This window comes from Salegentibacter holothuriorum, from assembly GCF_900168045.1.
In the GTDB taxonomy this organism is placed as follows: Bacteria; Bacteroidota; Bacteroidia; order Flavobacteriales; family Flavobacteriaceae; genus Salegentibacter; species Salegentibacter holothuriorum.
Genome location: NZ_FUYY01000004.1, coordinates 137,812 through 154,458, shown reverse-complemented (window position 1 = coordinate 154,458; position 16,647 = coordinate 137,812). Strand labels below are relative to the sequence as shown.

Sequence of the window (16,647 nt, the reverse complement as noted above, 5' to 3'; positions counted from 1 at the left end):
AGGCGATAGCCGACGTGGCAATCTATTCTACTTCAGTTTTCGGTTTGTTGATCAGAACGAAAACGTCAGTTCGAGTAGCGTTATTTGAGCCAGAGGCAAAAATAACGGCGTATCGAGAACCACTAACAGTTTTAACTTCAAAGCACTTCTCGATACATCCCGACTCCATCGGGACACTCGAAGTAACGGCACGTATTAATAAAAGATTGCCGCGCTCATTCTTCGCTCGCAATGACGAATTATTCTTGACGAATCATTCTTCTAGAAAATATAATTCAGCTGAAGCCCTCCATAGTAATTTCTAGGATTTCCGGGGTAATAATAACGTGGTGCAGCGCCTCCAAATCCAACAGCATTGGTCACTATACTTGCGGCATAATTTTCATCTAAGGCATTGTTTACTCCGCCGTATAAATTCAAGTTTAAACCCTGAAATACTTTAAAAGAATATCCCGCTTTAAAATTCAGCAGACTATATTGATCGGTGTAACCTGAGTTGGCATCATCTAGAGGAATCTCTCCTACATTCCTAAAGTTTCCGAAAAATTCAAAACCTGAATCACTTTTGATATCCACACCAAGGTTCACCGTGTATTTAGGAACACCGGGGAGCTTGTTTCCAGAGAAATCTTCATCGTTATTCACAAACTCATCAAATTCAAAAAAGTTTATAGCTCCGTTTACATAAGGTTTAATTGAAATATCAGACCCTACTAAAAAACGGTAAGTGGTAAGGAATTCTATCCCGTTATGATTGGTTTTCCCGGCGTTGATTCCCACATATTGATCTTCTGCAACACGTTGCGCCACTAATAAGTTCTCTATCTGAATAGAAAAAACAGAAACTTCGGTATATAATTTATTTTGAAACCAATTTCCTTTAAATCCTGCTTCATAATTAATTCCGGTTTCCGGCTCAAGATTGGTGTTTATTTGGCCTTCAGGGGTTAAAGTTTCAGCAACCGTTGGTGTCGAAAATCCGTGGCTTATAGACGCATAGATATTTTTGCCTTCGTCTACTTCGTAACTCGTCCCAATTCTCGGCGAAAATACGGTGTCAAATCCGTATTCACCGGTTTGATCTACATCATCCTGAGTATAAAGATCGGTTAAACTATAATTTGTAGTGTTTATATTAAAGCCGGCCTCCAGGTTCCATTTTTTGGTAAATTCAAGATTAACCTGAGCAAAGAAATTAGCATAATTTCTATCCTGTTCATTATTGCTGATCCGCTCACCCAGCACACTTCCTTCACCCGGAGAATCTTCATAGAGATTCTGAAAAGTTCCGGTTTCATACCATTCGTTATAATATTCAGCACCAAAACTTATTTCAGAAGGCAATTCAAAGATCTGGGTGTTTAAATTAAATTTTGTACGTGCACCTGCAGAAACTCTTTCTTCCTTTAAAATATTAAAAGGTCGAGGCTCGTAAGCATCTCTAAAACTTAGAAATATACTTGTAGTGTTGCTAAAATTATCGAAAAGCGAATGTATATAAGAACCACCCAGCATGCCTTTATCATAAGATTCGTATCCTTGAGATTGTCCCCAGGTGAAGGCTGCTTTTTCAGGGTTATTTCTAAAATCTTCTTCGTTTAGAGAACTAGGAATAAATGCTTTTAATCGGGTGAAATTGGCTAAATAAGATAAACTACCATTTTTGCTGGTTTTAAGGCTTCCGTTTACCAAAGCCGATTTCCGATCGTAATTTCCGTTGTCACGGTAGCCATCGCTTGTTAGGTTTGTAAACGTTGCAAAAAGCGAAGAATTCTTATTGGTATTTGAAGCCTGATAAACCTGCTTTTGGGTATTAAAACTTCCAAACTGAGTTTTTGCAGTGAGTCGGGCTTCTTCCTTTGTAGGTTGTTTAGAATACAAGTTGATAGACCCCCCTAAACCGGCACCATAAATACTGGAAGTTGGACCTTTAATCACTTCAATTCTATCCAGACTTTCCTGATCAAAATCATCCAAAGTCAATTCCCCTTCGGCGGTGGTCAAAGGAATTCCGTCGAAGTAAGCCTGAATTCTATTGGTGCTATATTGGGAACGGGCACCAATACCACGAATATTTATCTTATTGGTGTTTAAAGCACCCTGGTTTACAAACATTCCCGGAACATTATTAAAAGTTTCCAGCACATTTGTAGCATCGGTTCGGTTGAAATCAGTTTTAGTAACCAGGTTTACCGAAGCCGGTACTTTTCTTAGTGTTTTAGGAATTACGGTACTGCGCACCACCACTTCGGAAAGATTTTCTGAAGTCGGCCTTAAATAAATCTGCTGAAGTGACTGCGAAGACCGCAAATGGACTTCCAAAGTTTCAAAACCTAATGCAGAAATTTGAAAGCTACCCGGTAAATATTCGGCCTCTAAGCTAAAAATGCCATTTTCGTCTGATACGTCTACTATGCCTGAAGTGTTGGAGATGCTGGCACCCGCAACTACTTCAGTAGAATTTGTTTTTAATAGTTTAAATTGATTTTCCTGTGAGAACAGGTTACCTATAAAGAAAAGGCACAAAAGTGCCAGTAATTTTTTTTCCAATATTCTAAAATTTATTTAACTGAAACAGTCTATTAATCAAAAGCTTAGACAACAATAGTTCTTTTCTGTCTTTAAAAAATAAAATTACTTTTAAATATTTCAGCTAAAAAGTTTTTAAAGCAGATTAGGTTTACTTTAACAAGTGCTATTTAGCTTAGGTTGTTTGGTAGCTAGTCGGGTTTTGGTTAATTTTGCAGCTTCAATTGCTTAGGATACTATGAAAAAATACCTTGTGCCAATTTTAGGCCTAATTTCGCTGATTTCCTGCGATTTAGAAAAATACCAACTGGTGACCGACTATGATTTGGAAACTCGTTTTGAGAAAAGTGACGGAAAAGAAACGGGAACTTATGCCGAAGTCATAGATTTTTACAGTCAATTGGCTGAAAGTTCAAGTAAAATAAGCCTGGAAGAATTTGGAAAAACCGATAGCGGAGAACCACTTCATCTCGCGATCTATAGCCCTTCTGAAGATTTTGATTTTGAAAAAATAAGAGATAAAAACAGTATAATTCTTATAAATAACGGTATTCACCCGGGGGAAAGTGATGGTATTGATGCTACCATGATGCTTTTTAGAGACCTGGCAGGAGATTCTATTAAGGCTCCAAAAAATACAGTTTTAGCCACCATTCCCATTTATAATGTTGGCGGTGCTTTAAACCGAAATTCTAACAGCCGTACAAATCAAAACGGACCTGCAGAATATGGTTTTAGAGGAAACGCCAGAAATTATGACTTAAATCGGGATTTTATAAAAGCTGACACCCGAAATACACAAAGTTTTTACAAAATTTTTCATCACGTTAAACCAGATATTTTTATTGATAACCATGTGAGTAATGGGGCCAATTATCAATATACACTCACCCATCTTTTCACTCAGCATAATAAACTGGGTGGTGAACTGGGCACTTACGTAAATGAGCAAATTGTGCCTCAGTTAGAAGATTCACTGATGAAAAAAGATTGGGATGTCACACCTTATGTCAATGTTTTTAATAAAGTTCCTGATGATGGCTTCACCCAATTTAACGACCTACCCAGGTATTCTACCGGGTACACCAGCCTTTGGAACACTATTGGAATGATGATTGAAACTCATATGCTGAAGCCTTATCCAAAACGTGTAAAAGGCACCTATGAGCTTATGCGCAGTATGGTAGATATTGCCGAAACAAATAGGGAACGAATGAAGGATATACGTAAACGGGCTTCAAGAAAATACCTGACAGATCGCTGGTACCCTATCAATTTTAAACCAGATTATGACAATCCAACCAAAAGAGATTTTAAAGGTTATGAAGGTGAAATAATTGCGAGTGATATTACCGGTGGTAATCGTTTAAAGTATGATACCCAAAAGCCTTTCACCAAAGAAATAGATTATTACAATAATTTTATTGCGCAAGATACAATTGAAATCCCCAGGGCCTATATTATTCCACAGGGCTGGTGGCAAATCACCGATCTTTTAAAACTGAATAATATAAACCTAGAGCCATTAGCTCGCGATACAACTTTATATGTTGAAACTTATAAAATAGAAGATTTTAAAACCCGGGGTAATGCCTATGAAGGTCATTATATGCATAGCGAAACCAAAGTTTCAAAAACAATGGATTCGGTTAAGTTTAGGAAAGGAGATTTTGTGGTAAAAACGTTTCAGGATGGGGCGCGCTATTTAATTGAAACATTAGAGCCTGAAGCTTCAGATTCTTTCTTCAACTGGAATTTCTTTGACACCGTTCTTCAACAAAAAGAAGGCTTTTCCCCGTATGTATTCGAGGATGTGGCTAAAACAATGCTTGACGAAAATCCAAAACTAAAAGAAGATTTTGAAACAAAGAAAAATAGTGATGCTGAGTTCTCTAATAGTTGGTACAACCAATTAGATTGGCTGCATAAGCAATCTAAATACTACGAAGAGGCTCATTTACGCTACCCTATCTTTAGAATGCCCCGTTAAAAATTTTTCTGGAAAAAGAAGTTTAATATTCGCATAGGATTTTTGAAGTGCTTTTTGGCTTTTCTTCAAATTTTTCCATTTAGCTTTTTCAATACCCTCTTTGGTCTCCGGACGCAGTTCGCCATTGTAAGAAGTGCGCATCTCATACCAGTGGGTAACTTTAAGGCGGTAACGCCCCTTTCGTTTAAAAATATGATAGGTTTTCTGTAAGAATTTTGTCACTTTCAACCCTTCAACACCGGTTTCCTCCTCCACTTCTCTTATTGCCGAAGCTTCAATAGTTTCATTCTTTTCGGTTTTACCTTTAGGAAGATCCCATCGTTTTTTTCGATAAATAAATAAAATTTCATCTTCATCATTTAAAACCATTCCACCGGCTGCAGTCACCACGCGTAGTTTCTTAAAAAGATGCTTCAGAAGTTTTTCTTCTTTTTCATGATAGAGGTTTACATAAAGCAACTCCCCTTTACTAATCTTTTTAATTATTCGCTTAATTCTAACCTTCTTAATAGGTAACGAGACATAATTTTCACCAAAATCTTTCTTAGTAGATAAAATTAAGGGAACATCATTTACAAAAACTTTATACATTTGCAGTATGATTTTAAATAAAGAAACAGCCAGAACAACCGCTGAACTGTTATTGCAAATTAAAGCAATAAAATTAGATGCACAAGAACCTTTTACCTGGGCCAGTGGTTGGAAATCGCCAATCTATTGCGATAACCGAATAGTACTATCTTATCCACCAATTAGAAACCATATAAGGGAACAATTTGCAAAACAAGTTGAAGAACTTTATGGGAAACCTGATGTTATAGCAGCCGTAGCCACGGGTGCTATTGGAATTGGGATGCTGGTAGCCGAAATGTTGAGCCTTCCATTTATTTACGTGAGACCGGAGGCCAAAAGCCACGGGCGAAAAAATCAAATAGAAGGAAACTTAACAGACGGCCAAACCGTAGTGGTAATTGAAGATTTAATTAGCACAGGAAACAGTAGCCTTAATGCGGTAAAAGCGTTAAAAGAAGCCAAAGCTAACGTAAAAGGAATGCTTGCTATTTTCACCTACGGCTTCAAGACTGCCGATGAAAACTTTGAAAAAGCAGGAATTGAGCTCCACACACTTAGCGATTATGATTTCCTTTTGGAAACTGCACAAAGAACCAATTATATAAATGCTGCTGAAGCCGGAATTTTAAGAGAATGGCGACAGGATCCAGCAAACTGGAAAAAATAAATAATGAATATTGAAAGCCCAAAAGTAACCGCTGATAAAAGTCAGCAGGAAATGTTCGATTTTTTGACGAATGCTGAAAATTACGAACAATTAATGCCGGAGAGCAAAGAGAAATTTGAAGTTAGAGACGAAAAAACCTTTGTTTTTGGCCTTAAAGGAATGCCGGTTATAAAACTTCAAATTCGGGAAACCATAGAACCAGAACTGGTTGTATTGGGTTCTACTTCAGATAAACTTGATTTCACACTAAAAGCCCATATCGCTGCTTTAAATGAAAATCAAAGTGAAGTGCACATGGAATTTAATGGAGAATTTAACGCGATGATGGCGATGATGGTTAAAAAACCATTAAGCAAATTCATAAATACGCTAGCCGAAAATATTGGCACGTTATAATTTTAAAAGGTCGTTAGGCTAATATTTTAAATAGACCTTGCTCAAATTTCCGGTTCTGGCTGGATATGAATTAAGATCAAGCTAGAACCTGAAACAAGTTCAGGTTGACGCAAATTATCAATACATCAATTTGATCTCTTTTAGATCGAAAGTTTTAAAGATTGAATCTTCAATTTCTATATTCAACCTTCCTGAAGTGGTTACCCCACGAATTATTCCGGTAAGAAAGCTAGCATCGGGAAGCTGAAAAGTAGACACTTTATCTTTTCTAAATAGATTCTTTGCATATTCTTCCAAAATTGACGTTTCAGCCTTAGCAGTAATTTCTGTTAGCTTTTCTTCAAATTCATCGGTAATTCTTTTCAGCAATTCATCCAGGTTAAAATTAATTCCGGTAGCGAGTTTAAGTGAAGAAGCTTGCGGCAAACCGGGAAAGTTGGTCTGGTTTACATTAAGCCCTACCCCGATGACCGAAGCGGCAATTTCATTATTTTTTAGAATATTTTCTATAAGAATTCCGCTTATTTTATAGCGTGCTGACATTATGTCGTTAGGCCATTTTACTTTTAAGGCAGGAATATTAAACTTCTTAAGTACTTCAAGAATTGCCAAAGAAACCGTCGCACTCATCAAAAACTGGTGATTAACCTGAACCTTTATTTTAGGATATAGTACACTAAAAGTTAGGTTTTCATCTGCCTTTGATTCCCAACCAGAACCTCTCTGCCCCCTACCTTTGGTTTGCTCATGAGCTACCACACATACAGGCTCAAATGAAGTATTTCCGCGGTAAAGTTCCCGGGCAAACTCGTTAGTAGAATTGGTGGCATTAACTTTGATTGTACGCATAGTAAGAATTAGAAATAAAACAGGCGTTAAATGTTATGTAAACAACGCCTATTAACAGCTAAAAAGTAATAACTTTGCGAAAATAATTAATTTTAATGGCAAATAAAGCACCGAACAACGATCAACTTATTGCGCATATAATTAAAGGAATTGAAGAAGTAAAAGGTAACGATATTGATATTCTGGACCTTAGACAAATAGAAAACACCGTTTGTGATTATTTTATTATTTGCAACGGTACTTCCAACACACAGGTAAACGCCATAGTGAATTCCATTCAAAAAACTGTAAGTAAAGCTCTTAAAGACAAACCCTGGCATATAGAAGGTGGAGAAAATGCAGAATGGGTACTATTAGATTATGTAAATGTGGTTGTACACGTTTTCCAAAAACATATAAGAGAGTTTTACGATATTGAAAGCCTTTGGGGTGATGCAAAAATCACCTCCATAGAAACCAATTATTAATTATCTAATTTAGAATTACCAAGAATGGCGAAACAGCAACCCAAAAAAAACACAGATCCTAAGAAGCCTAAAATTAGTGCTTATTGGATCTATGCCGCTATAATAATTTTCTTTTTAGGACTTAACTTTTTTAGCGGTGGCGGTTTTAGCGAACCTGCTAAAACCAACCCAGCAGAATTCCTTAATTTTCTTAGGGACGGCGATGTAAAGAAAGTTGAAATTGTAAACCGTAAGCAAGCAAAAGTTTACCTTACTGAAGATGCTGCACAAAAAGAAATTCATAAAAGCGCAAACGATCCAGAGCTATTCAATACAGGAGGCGAAACTCCTGCGTATAGTTTTGAGTTTGGTGACCTGCAAAACCTTGAAGACGACATTAAGGAAATAAAAACAGAGAACAATCTTGACACTACCGTTGTTTACGATACACAGAGCAATGTTTGGGGTGAAGTTTTCTGGGCACTATTACCTTTTATCTTAATTATAGGCGTTTGGATTTTTATTATGAAAAAAATGAGCTCTGGTGCCGGTGGTGGTGCAGGAGGTCAAATTTTTAATATTGGAAAATCTAAAGCAAAATTATTTGATCAAAATACAGATGTAAAAACTTCTTTTAAAGATGTAGCTGGATTAGAAGGTGCAAAAGAGGAAGTTCAGGAAATTGTAGATTTCCTGAAACATCCAGAAAAATACACTTCTCTTGGTGGTAAAATTCCAAAAGGAGCTCTTCTTGTAGGACCTCCCGGAACCGGTAAAACCCTATTAGCAAAAGCTGTAGCTGGAGAAGCTAAAGTACCTTTCTTTTCACTTTCAGGATCAGACTTTGTTGAAATGTTTGTAGGAGTTGGTGCTTCAAGGGTACGTGACCTATTTAAACAAGCTAAAGAAAAATCACCTTCAATAATTTTTATTGATGAGATAGATGCTATTGGACGTGCACGTGGAAAAAGTAATTTTTCTGGCTCAAACGATGAGCGTGAAAATACTTTAAACCAGTTATTAACTGAAATGGATGGTTTTGGCACCAACACCAATGTAATTGTAGTAGCCGCTACCAACCGTGCCGATGTTTTAGATAAAGCTTTAATGCGTGCCGGAAGATTTGACCGACAAATTTATGTTGATCTTCCAGATTTAAATGAAAGAAAAGAAATTTTTGAAGTTCATTTAAAGCCACTTAAAAAAGTAGCAGAAGAACTTGATACTGAATTTTTAGCAAAGCAAACTCCTGGATTCTCCGGTGCTGACATCGCTAATGTTTGTAACGAGGCTGCCTTAATTGCCGCTCGTAAAGGCAATAAAGCTGTTGGAAAACAAGATTTCCTTGATGCCGTAGACCGTATTGTAGGTGGGCTTGAGAAAAAGAACAAAATAATTACTCCAGACGAGAAGAAGGCTATTGCTTTTCACGAAGCCGGCCATGCTACTGTAAGCTGGATGTTAGAACACGCTGCTCCGCTGGTAAAGGTTACCATTGTACCGCGTGGACAATCGCTTGGTGCCGCATGGTATTTACCCGAAGAACGCCTTATTGTAAGGCCAGAACAAATGCTTGATGAAATGTGCGCCGCCCTTGGAGGAAGAGCTGCTGAGAAAGTTGTTTTCAACAAAATTTCAACCGGTGCATTAAGTGATTTAGAAAAAGTAACCAAACAGGCAAAAGCCATGGTTACCATCTACGGACTAAATGATAAGATTGGAAATCTTACCTATTATGATTCATCTGGACAGGGGGAATATAATTTCACCAAGCCATATAGTGAAAGCACCTCTGAACTTATTGATAAAGAGATCTCTAACCTAATTGAAACACAATATCAACGTGCTATAGACTTACTTACCGAGCATAAAGATAAGTTGGGACAATTAGCTGATATCCTTCTAGACAAAGAGGTAATCTTTAAAGATGACCTGGAACAAATTTTTGGAAAAAGACCCTACGATAAAGAAAAGGCTAAAACCGAAGTTCTAGGTAAGAAAGATACTCCTAAAATTGAAGATAAAGCTACCGAAACCGAAGAGCAGAATCCTGCACCGGGAAACGATAGCGAAAAAGATACATTAACTGAAAATAATTCAGTTAATAAATAGTTACAACCACGGTTTAAAAAATCTTAATTTGCCATAGTGTTAAATTAAGATTTTTTACCTTTGGTTAAAATGACGTTGAGAACCACACCCAATACTCTATGAGTCTATTTAGAAGATTTCTTAACCCTAAATCTAAATCAGACAAGAAGCAGGAATCTCCTGAAAAAGCTGAACGGGGTAAATACATGCCTGAGGTAAAGCTACCTACCGACGAACGCTTTATGTTAAATTTTAAAAATAACGGTGGTAAATTTCTTTATTGTGAGAACGATAAAGAAATGCAGGAAGCTTTTGATAATATTTTACTTGAGAACGACTGGTATGAAAAGGAATGCTTCTGTTTAGATGCTAATCTACAGGATAAATTTAAAGGTTTTAACCTTAATTTCAATAGATCTGGGGGAGCAGCATTCTTTCTATCCACCTGTGAATATTTGGTAGCGAATGATGGTTCTATTCTTATCTCATCTAACCAGATTAAAGAATGCAAACTCAATGATTTACCAGATAATTTCGTCATTATTTCTTCAACCAGCCAATTAATAGATACCATTGGCGAAGGCCTTCGCGGCATTAAGTTTAGAAACAAACAGCGAATTCCTTCTAATATTACTACCATTAAAAATTTTGAAACTCAAAAAGAGGGAGACTTTATGAGCTATGGAAGTAGTACAAAAAACCTATATTTGCTCCTGCTGGAAGATTTATAAAATATGAGGGAAGCCATTATTAGAACTATTTCAGGATTGTTGTATGTATCCATATTGGTGGCCTCCATACTTTCTTCCGAATTTATTTTTATAAGCTTGTTCTATCTGCTTGGCCTTGTTTGCCTGGTAGAAATGCAGAAATTACTACATTTAAAAAGCTACGCGCTTTATGGCGTTCAGGCTTTATTATTTTACCTATTCAGTTACCTTAAATTCAATCAAGACGCTACTATACTCTTACTTTTTATAACCATTTTTGTGAATTTATTTCTGGTTAAAGATTTGTTGGTGGTTAGAAAAATACCTGTTTTTGAGAAGAAAAAATACATCATTATAATTTTTTACCTCATCTCCTCTGTTATTTTCCTAACCCTTATCCCTACTATAGAAGGAGTTTTTATTCCTAAGCTGGTTGTAGGTATCTTTATCTTAATTTGGACTAACGATACATTTGCTTATATTGTAGGTAAGAATTTTGGAAATAAGAAGCTCTTTGAAAGAATTTCCCCGAATAAAACAGTAGAAGGTTTTCTAGGCGGAGTAGTTTTTAGTGGAATAGCCAGCTTTTTTATTTTCTATTATACACAATTTCTCACTTTTCCCATCTGGCTTGGGTTAGCTATAATACTTAGTGTATTTGGTACTTTGGGAGATCTTATTCAATCAAAATTCAAACGACAGGCCGGTGTAAAAGACAGTGGCTCATTAATGCCTGGCCACGGCGGACTATTTGATAGACTAGATAGTATTATTTTTTCGAGTCCGTTTGTCTACGCTTATCTATATATTCTAGATTATGTTTCATAAAGAAGGTTATAAAATTATGGCGATAGCGGTTATGCTGCTTATCGCAATAAATGCAGTATCATATTCGTTTATAAATACTTACTGGATAAAATTTGCTATCCTGGTAGTTTCTATCATATTATTTTTACTCGTTGTACAGTTTTTTAGAAATCCTAAAAGAGCAACTATTTTAAATGATGCCAATGTGGTAGCACCGGTAGATGGTAAAGTTGTAGTCATTGAGGAGGTTGAGGAAAAAGAATATTTTAAAGATAGACGGATTCAAGTCTCAATTTTTATGTCCCCAATAAATGTGCATGTAACAAGGCACCCCGTTGGTGGTAAGGTAAAATACAGTAAATACCATCCCGGTAAATTTTTAGTGGCCTGGCATCCAAAATCCAGCGAGGAAAACGAAAGAACCACCGTTGTTGTAGAGAACAATGTTGCCGGTGAAGTTTTATACAGGCAGATCGCAGGAGCAATGGCAAAAAGAATTGTAAACTATGCTGAAGTTGACGAAGAAGTTATTCAGGGTAGCGATAGTGGATTTATAAAGTTTGGATCCCGCGTAGACGTTTTCCTACCGCTAAACACGCCTATTTTGGTTAAGCTAGATCAAAAAGTAAAAGGTGGTCTAAGTGTTATAGCCAATATTGAAGAATAAGCAGTACGTTATGCCTTACACAACAGAAGAAAAATTTTTAAAAGCATATAAAATGGCAAGCAAAACAAATCAAAAATTTGCTCCAGATATTATGCTTCATTTCTATGCTTATTACAAAAAAGCTACGCAAGTTAACGGCTTTTACGCTCCCCCTACTAACGAAGGAGATATTAGAAATGCCTTTAAAATAAATGCTTTATTACAGGTGAAAAACCTTAGCAAGCAGGAAGCTCGCGAAAAATATGTAGAACTTGTAGAAGAACATATTGGCGAAGTAACCGAATAATCACCTCGCCAAAGTCTCTCCTTTTAATTTATTTCAGACTTTTCAAACTGGCTTTAATAGCTTCAATTTTAGCCTCTGAATCAGCTTTTTTTGCTTTTTCTATAGCCACAACTTGTTCCGGAGCATTATTCACAAAACGCTCGTTAGACAGTTTCTTCTCGACAGATTTCAGGAAGCCTTCATTATATTTTAATTCCTCTTCCAGTTTTTCAATTTCAGCTTCCACATCTATAGAACCGGCAATTGGAATAAAATATTCGTTAGATTTTACACGGAATGAAAGTGCACCTTCCACCTGCTTATCAACATAGCTAAAGGCATCTATATTTCCCATTTTCAAGATTACAGGATCAAATAATTCTGAAGCTTTTTCATTATTCATCACCATAAGATCTATGGTGTTTTTGAATGAAATATTCTTCTCTTTCCTAATTTTTCTAATTCCAGCAATCACTTCTGAAGCCAGAGCGAACTCACTTATTATTTCTTCATTGAAATCTTTAAGTTCAGGCCATTTTGCGATAATTAAAGCTTCAGGTGCTTTTCTTTCGGTAATTTCCTGCCAAATTTCTTCGGTCACAAAAGGCATAAAAGGGTGAAGAATCTTTAAATTATCCTCTAGAATTTCTATTACCGCTTTATATGTTTTTGCATCTATAGGCTGCTCATAAGCGGGTTTTACCATTTCAAGGAACCAGGAACAGTAATCGTCCCAAATCAATTTATAAGTACTCATTAGAGCATCACTCATTCGGTATTTAGCGTAATGATCTTCAATTTCAGCAAGCGTTTTTCTAAATCTTGCCGTATACCATTTTATCGCAATTTTTGAAGTTTCATCCTGTTCCTTTTCTTCAGAAACTTCCCAGCCTTTTACCAGTCTAAAAGCATTCCAGATTTTATTTGAAAAAGCACTTCCCTGCTTACACAAGTCTTCCTCGAACATCAAATCGTTTCCAGCAGGGGAACTTAAAAGCATTCCCACCCTAACACCATCGGCTCCATATTGCTCAATTAGTCCTAAAGGATCTGGAGAATTCCCCAGCGACTTGGACATTTTTCTACGTTGCTTGTCGCGTACAATCCCGGTGAGATATACATTTTTAAAAGGTCGCTCTCCTCTATATTCGTAGCCGGCCATAATCATACGCGCTACCCAGAAAAATAAAATTTCAGGAGCGGTTACCAGATCGTTGGTTGGATAGTAATATCTAATTTCTTCGTTCTCTGGTTCGAGGATACCGTTAAAAACGCTCATTGGCCATAACCACGAAGAAAACCAGGTATCCAGTGCATCTTTATCCTGAATTAATTCTTGAGCTTTTAAATCAGTATTTCCAGACTTTTCTCTGGCTTTCTCCAATGCTTCTCCAGCAGTTTCAGCAACTACAAAATCTTCTTTCCCACTTCCGTAGAAATAAGCGGGAATCTGCTGTCCCCACAAAAGCTGACGTGAGATATTCCAGTCCCGTACATTGTTCATCCAATGCTTATAAGTATTCAAAAATTTATCGGGCACCAAATTAATTTCATCCCCTACTACTGCATCAATAGCCGGTTTGGCCATTTCTTTCATCTTTAAAAACCACTGGTCGCTAAGTTTTGGTTCAATAACCGCACCTGTACGCTCACTAGTTCCTACTTTATTTATATGCTCTTCCGTCTTAGTGAGCACACCCATTTCTTTTAATTCTTCTACTATTTCCTTTCTTGCCTGGAATCTGTCTTTGCCTTCGTAATGCATTCCGTATGCATTAAGGCTGGCATCATCATTAAGGATATCAATCACCTCAAGATTATGTTTATCACCAAGCATTTTATCATTCTCATCATGTGCTGGCGTTACTTTTAAACAGCCGGTACCAAACTCCACATCTACATATTCGTCTTCAATAATTGGAATGACACGATTACAAATAGGAACAATTGCTTTTTTGCCTTTTAAATGAGTAAAACGTTCATCGTTAGGATTAATACAAATTGCAGTATCTCCAAGAATCGTCTCGGGACGTGTAGTAGCAATAGTTAAAACCTCATCACTACCTTCTATTTTATAATTTAAGTAGTAGAGATTCCCCTGTTTTTCTAAGTGAATAACTTCTTCATCAGAAAGTGTGGTTTTAGCCTGAGGATCCCAGTTCACCATTCGATAACCGCGATAAATTAATCCTTTTTCATATAAATCAACAAAAACCTTAATTACTGAAGCTGACATCTTCTCATCCATAGTAAACTTGGTACGCTCCCAATCGCAGGAAGCTCCAAGTTTTTTCAATTGCTCCAGGATAATGCCACCGTGCTTATGGGTCCAATCCCAGGCGTGCTGTAGAAATTCCTCACGGCTAAGATCGTTTTTATCAATTCCTTCGGCCTTTAATTTAGCCACCACTTTTGCTTCAGTTGCAATTGAAGCATGATCGGTTCCCGGAACCCAACAAGCATTATAGCCTTTTAACCTTGCCCTTCTCACTAAAACATCCTGAATGGTATTATTCAGCATATGCCCCATATGTAATACACCAGTAACGTTAGGTGGTGGAATTACAATGGTATAAGGTTCTCTTTCATCTACTTCAGAATGAAAATACTTGTTTTCCATCCAGTAGTTATACCATTTATCTTCTACTTTTTTTGAATCGTATTGGGAAGCAATCGCCATATTGGTCTGGTTTTTGAAAATAATGGCAAAAGTAAATATAACTTAAGGATTATAAAAGAAGTTGATTTGATTATAATTTTGAGTATGCATCAATTCGGCTTATCTTTATCTTTCGTTTTTTAAACTAATTATTATGAAAAAGTTTATAGCTATTGCCATTTTTGTTATTGCTGGTATAGGCACTGCAATGGCACAGGAAACAGCCAAAATAGAATTTAAATCTAAAACTATTGATTATGGCGAAATAAAAAAAGGAAGTGATGGCGTTCGTGTTTTTGAATTTACCAATACGGGCAACGTCCCATTGGTTATTGCCAATGTAACATCAAGCTGCGGCTGTACCATTCCGAAAAAGCCGGAAGAGCCGATTCAACCAGGCGAAACCGAGGAAATTCAGGTAAAATATAACACGAAACTTGTAGGGCCAATTAGAAAAACAATTACCGTTTATTCAAATGCCGATGAAGCTACAATATCACTTAAAATTAAAGGTAGAGTTATTGAAGAAGATAATAGTGGCCGTTAATTAATAAGATGAAAAATTAAAAAGCTGTTTGAAAAGTATTATTCCCGTCAAGCTGAACCTGTTTTAGTTTCTGAATATTATAGATCCTAAACCAAGTTCAGGATGACGTTACCTGCTATTTTAAACGGCTTTTTTATGTGATATAATTAAAAAATGGATCATAGAAATCAATTTTCTATTTTGACTAATATTAACCTTAAAGAAGCTTAGAATCTTATAAGATTTTTGCATTTTTGCAAGGTATTAAAACCAATCTCATGCCAAATATTTCAAATAAAGGGCGTAATATGCCTGAATCTCCAATAAGAAAACTAGTTCCATTTGCTGAAGCAGCAGTAAAAAAAGGAAAAAAAATATACCAATTAAATATTGGTCAACCAGATATTGAAACCCCAAAAGCGGCTTTGGCGGCTGTAAAGAGTAACAACATAGATGTACTTTCTTATAGCCATTCTGCAGGTTTTGAGTCTTATAGAACCAAATTAGCCAAATATTATCGTAAAAATGATATTCCGGTAGATGCCCAGGATATTATTATCACAACCGGAGGTTCTGAAGCTTTAATGTTCGCTATGGGAAGCATTACCGACCCAGGTGATGAAGTGATTATTCCCGAGCCTTTTTATGCAAATTATAATGGTTTCGCAACAGCATCTGGAGTAAATATTATTCCAATTAAAGGATCTATAGAAGATAATTTTTCACTTCCTGCAATTTCAGAATTCGAAAAATTAATTACCGATAAAACCAGGGCTATTCTACTTTGTAATCCTGGAAATCCTACCGGATATCTTTATACGCGAGAAGAAATTCAGCAGCTGGCCGACTTAGCGCTAAAACACGACCTCTTTATTGTTGCAGATGAAGTTTACCGTGAATTTGCTTACGATGGAGTAAAACATCATTCTATTATGAGTATTCCCGGGCTGGAACAAAATGCTATTATGGTAGATTCTGTTTCTAAACGCTATAGTATGTGTGGCGCAAGAATTGGCTGTCTGGTTTCAAAAAACCCAGAAGTAATGAGCGCGGCTATGAAATTCGCACAAGCAAGGTTAAGTCCGCCTACTTTTGCTCAAATTGCTGCAGAAGCCGCATTAGATACTCCAGACGAGTATTTTAATGAAGTAAATAAAGAATATACAGAACGAAGAAACCTTTTAATTGAAGGCTTGGAAAAGATTCCTGGTGTAAGAGTAGCCAAACCTAAAGGTGCTTTTTACTGCATCGCAGAATTACCGGTAGAGAACGCCGATAAATTTTCGCAGTGGTTACTGGAAAGTTTCGAATTTAATAAAGAAACTGTAATGGTAGCTCCGGCTGCAGGCTTTTATTCTACTCCAAATACTGGAATGAATCAGGTTCGAATTGCTTATGTTCTGAAAAAAGAAAACCTGGAGAGAGCTATTGAGATACTTAAGATTGCTCTAGAAGAATACAATAAATAGCCT

15 protein-coding genes are annotated in these 16,647 nt (G+C 36.6%); 11 read left to right on the top strand and 4 right to left on the bottom strand.

Annotation, left to right across the window (positions count from 1 at the left end; all coding sequences use genetic code 11):
* Positions 1 to 261: 261 nt before the first annotated feature.
* Entirely contained in the window at positions 262 to 2,550 is a 2,289-nt protein-coding gene (locus tag B5X51_RS11215; protein ID WP_079721274.1) for a TonB-dependent receptor family protein, read from the bottom strand.
* A gap of 217 nt (positions 2,551 to 2,767) precedes the next feature.
* Between B5X51_RS11215 and B5X51_RS11210 the strand changes: the two genes are divergently transcribed.
* Positions 2,768 to 4,519 carry a M14 family metallopeptidase gene (locus B5X51_RS11210; RefSeq protein ID WP_079721273.1) on the top strand — a complete coding sequence of 584 codons (1,752 nt, stop codon included), beginning with the start codon at positions 2,768 to 2,770 and terminating at the stop codon, positions 4,517 to 4,519.
* On the opposite strand, the gene B5X51_RS11205 is transcribed toward B5X51_RS11210, so the two are convergent.
* Positions 4,487 to 5,110, bottom strand: coding sequence for an NUDIX hydrolase (locus B5X51_RS11205; RefSeq protein WP_079721272.1), 624 nt, complete (start codon positions 5,108 to 5,110; stop codon positions 4,487 to 4,489). The two genes, B5X51_RS11210 and B5X51_RS11205, sit on opposite strands and share 33 nt — an antisense overlap.
* Before the next feature lie 7 nt (positions 5,111 to 5,117).
* Between B5X51_RS11205 and pyrE the strand changes: the two genes are divergently transcribed.
* Together pyrE and B5X51_RS11195 are read left to right on the top strand one after the other, a co-directional pair.
* Entirely contained in the window at positions 5,118 to 5,759 is a 642-nt protein-coding gene (pyrE, locus tag B5X51_RS11200; protein ID WP_079721271.1) for an orotate phosphoribosyltransferase, read from the top strand.
* Between the two features lie 3 nt (positions 5,760 to 5,762).
* On the top strand, positions 5,763 to 6,155 hold the full coding sequence (locus B5X51_RS11195) for an SRPBCC family protein (RefSeq protein WP_079721270.1): 393 nt from the start codon (positions 5,763 to 5,765) through the stop codon (positions 6,153 to 6,155).
* A gap of 117 nt (positions 6,156 to 6,272) precedes the next feature.
* Here B5X51_RS11195 and B5X51_RS11190 read toward each other — a convergent pair whose 3' ends face one another.
* Positions 6,273 to 7,004, bottom strand: coding sequence for a biotin--[acetyl-CoA-carboxylase] ligase (locus B5X51_RS11190; RefSeq protein WP_079721269.1), 732 nt, complete (start codon positions 7,002 to 7,004; stop codon positions 6,273 to 6,275).
* Between the two features lie 95 nt (positions 7,005 to 7,099).
* Here B5X51_RS11190 and rsfS point away from each other — a divergent pair, with 95 nt between their 5' ends.
* The 6 genes from rsfS (at position 7,100) to B5X51_RS11160 (ending at position 12,011) form a co-directional block, all read left to right on the top strand.
* On the top strand, positions 7,100 to 7,471 hold the full coding sequence (gene rsfS, locus B5X51_RS11185) for a ribosome silencing factor (RefSeq protein WP_079721268.1): 372 nt from the start codon (positions 7,100 to 7,102) through the stop codon (positions 7,469 to 7,471).
* Between the two features lie 24 nt (positions 7,472 to 7,495).
* Positions 7,496 to 9,562: an ATP-dependent zinc metalloprotease FtsH gene (gene ftsH / locus B5X51_RS11180; RefSeq protein WP_079721267.1), complete on the top strand. Its 2,067-nt coding sequence runs from the start codon at positions 7,496 to 7,498 to the stop codon at positions 9,560 to 9,562.
* A gap of 98 nt (positions 9,563 to 9,660) precedes the next feature.
* Positions 9,661 to 10,272 carry an LUD domain-containing protein gene (locus B5X51_RS11175; RefSeq protein ID WP_079721266.1) on the top strand — a complete coding sequence of 204 codons (612 nt, stop codon included), beginning with the start codon at positions 9,661 to 9,663 and terminating at the stop codon, positions 10,270 to 10,272.
* A gap of 3 nt (positions 10,273 to 10,275) precedes the next feature.
* Complete coding sequence (locus B5X51_RS11170; protein WP_079721265.1) at positions 10,276 to 11,079, top strand: phosphatidate cytidylyltransferase; 804 nt, start codon at positions 10,276 to 10,278, stop codon at positions 11,077 to 11,079.
* The gene (locus tag B5X51_RS11165; protein WP_079721264.1) at positions 11,069 to 11,725 is read left to right on the top strand and encodes a phosphatidylserine decarboxylase family protein; all 657 of its coding nucleotides are present in this window, start codon (positions 11,069 to 11,071) and stop codon (positions 11,723 to 11,725) included. Before B5X51_RS11170 ends, B5X51_RS11165 begins: the two co-directional genes overlap by 11 nt.
* A 10-nt stretch (positions 11,726 to 11,735) precedes the next feature.
* On the top strand, positions 11,736 to 12,011 hold the full coding sequence (locus B5X51_RS11160; RefSeq protein ID WP_079721400.1) for an acyl-CoA-binding protein: 276 nt from the start codon (positions 11,736 to 11,738) through the stop codon (positions 12,009 to 12,011).
* A 28-nt stretch (positions 12,012 to 12,039) separates the two neighbouring features.
* Here B5X51_RS11160 and B5X51_RS11155 read toward each other — a convergent pair whose 3' ends face one another.
* Positions 12,040 to 14,670 (bottom strand): valine--tRNA ligase, encoded by a 2,631-nt coding sequence (locus B5X51_RS11155; protein ID WP_079721263.1) that lies wholly within the window; start codon positions 14,668 to 14,670, stop codon positions 12,040 to 12,042.
* 133 nt (positions 14,671 to 14,803) lie between these two features.
* On the opposite strand from B5X51_RS11155, the gene B5X51_RS11150 reads away from it, so the two are divergent.
* Both B5X51_RS11150 and B5X51_RS11145 read left to right on the top strand, forming a co-directional pair.
* Positions 14,804 to 15,196, top strand: coding sequence for a DUF1573 domain-containing protein (locus tag B5X51_RS11150; RefSeq protein ID WP_079721262.1), 393 nt, complete (start codon positions 14,804 to 14,806; stop codon positions 15,194 to 15,196).
* A 257-nt stretch (positions 15,197 to 15,453) separates the two neighbouring features.
* Positions 15,454 to 16,644: a pyridoxal phosphate-dependent aminotransferase gene (locus tag B5X51_RS11145; protein ID WP_079721261.1), complete on the top strand. Its 1,191-nt coding sequence runs from the start codon at positions 15,454 to 15,456 to the stop codon at positions 16,642 to 16,644.
* The last annotated feature ends 3 nt before the right edge of the window (positions 16,645 to 16,647 follow it).